The sequence below is a fragment of the Pseudomonas sp. Xaverov 83 genome (assembly GCF_019352905.1).
Taxonomy (GTDB): Bacteria; Pseudomonadota; Gammaproteobacteria; order Pseudomonadales; family Pseudomonadaceae; genus Aquipseudomonas; species Aquipseudomonas yamanorum.
The window spans coordinates 1-522 of sequence record NZ_JAAAFU010000034.1 but is presented as its reverse complement, the minus strand read 5'-3'; the positions used below and the strand labels follow the sequence as shown (position 1 = coordinate 522).

Sequence of the window (522 nt, the reverse complement as noted above, 5' to 3'; positions counted from 1 at the left end):
ACACCGCGATCACTGAAGGCGGCCAGATCACCTACACCGCGACCTTGAGCAACGTCGCTCACGCCCCGGTCACCGTGACCTTGTCCAACGGCCAGGTGATCACTATCGACTCCGGTAAAACTACCGGTACCGTGGTCTTCCAGACACCCGCCAACGACGTCTACAACAACGGTTCCACCGTCAGCACCACCATTACGACGGCCACTGGCGGCAACTTCGAGAAGCTGGTCCCGGATAACAGCCACCCAGCTGTCACCACCATCACCGACTCGATCGACACCACGACCGTTAAGTTGAGCACCACTGACACCGCCATTACTGAAGGCGGCCAGATCACCTACACCGCGACCTTGAGCAACGTCGCTCACGCCCCGGTGACCGTGACCTTGTCCAACGGCCAGGTGATCACTATCGATTCCGGTAAAACCACCGGCACCGTGGTCTTCCAAACGCCGGCTAACGACGTCTACAACAACGGTTCCACCGTCAGCACGACTATCACCACAGCCACTGGCGGCAACT

1 protein-coding gene is annotated in these 522 nt (G+C 59.4%); it reads left to right on the top strand.

What is annotated here, in order from left to right; translation table 11 throughout:
• Positions 1 to 522 (top strand): immunoglobulin-like domain-containing protein (locus K0H47_RS13225; protein ID WP_219272880.1); only part of this gene is annotated, 522 nt, incomplete at both ends.